At 75.0% G+C, this 1,706-nt stretch carries 2 protein-coding genes; one reads left to right on the forward strand and one right to left on the reverse strand.

The features are described 5' to 3' along the window. Positions 1-39: 39 nt before the first annotated feature. Positions 40-888 (reverse strand): UbiA family prenyltransferase, encoded by an 849-nt coding sequence (locus tag DQW85_RS23475; RefSeq protein WP_240197374.1) that lies wholly within the window; start codon positions 886-888, stop codon positions 40-42. 158 nt (positions 889-1,046) lie between these two features. Here DQW85_RS23475 and DQW85_RS23480 point away from each other — a divergent pair. After that, the coding region (locus DQW85_RS23480) for a type III polyketide synthase (protein ID WP_420819179.1) at positions 1,047-1,706 on the forward strand (660 nt) is incomplete at its 3' end.

A 1,706-nucleotide genomic window follows, 5' to 3' on the forward strand; every position in this document is an offset into this window, starting at 1 on the left:
CGCCCAGCCGCCGGGACCGCGGCCCGCCGGGCCGGCCCGCTAACCGGTGAGCCAGGAGCCGTGGCCCACCAGCAGCGCGACGTCCACCGCCGCCACCCCGATCGCCGCCGCGAACGGCGCCCGGGGCAGCCGGTCGTGCAGCAGCAATCCGGAGGCCGCGAGCGTTCCGGCCGCCGCCAGCGCGACCCACTCCGTCACGCCGATGCCCCGGGCGGGCCCGAGGACGAGGAGCAGCGACGCCGACAGCAGCAGCAACGGCGCGAGCACCCCGGCCCGGCTCACCCCCAGCCGCTGCGGCCATCCGCGCACCCCGGCCGCCAGGTCGGAGGGGATGTCCGGCAGCGCGTTCGCCAGATGCGCGCCGCACCCGAGCAGCGCCGCCGCCGGTATCGCCCACCAGGCGGGCCACGGCTGCCCCGGCAGGCCCAAGGTCACGAAGGCCGGCAGGCCGCCGAACCCCACGGCGTACGGCACCCACGACACCACGGTGGCCTTGAGGCCAAGGTCGTAGGCCCACGCCGCTCCCACCCCGGTCAGATGGACGGTCCCGGCCAGCACACCCGACGCCAGGGAGAGAGGCACGCAGAGCAGAAGGGAGATCACCGCGGCGGCCCGTACGGTCCCCACGCTCACCAGATTGGCCACGATCGGTTTGCTCCTGCGCAGCGCGGTCCTGTCGAGGCGGGCGTCGGCCGCGTCGTTGCACCAGCCCACCGACAGCTGACCGGAGAGCACGGCGGCGGCCACCAGCACGCACCCTCTGGTGTCCCGCCCGCTCGCGATCGCCAGCGCGGTGACCAGCACCGTGACGGCGACGCAGGGACCTGGATGGCAGGCGCGCGCCAGCCCACCGGCCACCCGCCGCAGACCCGCGCCGCTCCCCGTCACAGGAACGATCGTAGACACGCCCCGCCGCCTGTGACGGGAACGGTCCCCAGCGCGCGCCGCACCCTTCAGGATTGCCTGGCCTCCGGTGGCTTAGCGACCGCCCAGCAGGGAAGCGTCCGGAACGTCGAAGCAGTTCAGCGCCTGCCGGGGAGACCTATATGACCCGTATCGCTGCGGTACGTGCCTCCTTTCCCCCCAACCGCTACTCGCAGGCGGAGCTGACCGACATGGCGGCGCGGATCTGCCTGCCGGAGGGCGCCGACCGCCGGCTGCTCGACCGTTTCCACTGCGGCGCCCGGGTGGAGTTCCGCAACCTCGCCCTGCCGATCGAGCAGTACGACAAGCTCGACGGCTTCGGCGCGGCCAACGACGCGTTCGTCTCCACCGCGGTCGAACTGGGAGCCGAGAGCGTGGGCGCGGCGCTCGAGGCGGCCGGTGTCGCGCCCGGCGAGGTGGACATGATCATGTTCACCTCGGTCACCGGCGTCGCCACTCCCTCGGTCGACGCCAGGCTCGCCGGCCGGCTGGGGCTGCGGCCCGACGTCAAGAGGGTGCCCGTGTTCGGCCTGGGGTGCGTGGCGGGCGCCGCCGGCCTGGCCAGGCTGCACGACTACCTGCGCGGCTGGCCCGAGCACGTGGCCGTCCTGCTGTCCGTGGAGCTGTGCTCGCTCACCGTGCAGCGCGGCGACGCGTCACCGGCCAACCTGGTCGCCAGTGCCCTCTTCGGCGACGGCGCCGCCGCGGTGGTCGCGTACGGCCACGAACGGCGCCCGGCCGCCCCGCCGCTCCCGGAAGTGGCCCCCGCGGGGCGGGAGGCG

Origin of the sequence: Nonomuraea lactucae (assembly GCF_003313395.1) — a bacterium.
GTDB classification, from domain to species: Bacteria; Actinomycetota; Actinomycetes; order Streptosporangiales; family Streptosporangiaceae; genus Nonomuraea; species Nonomuraea lactucae.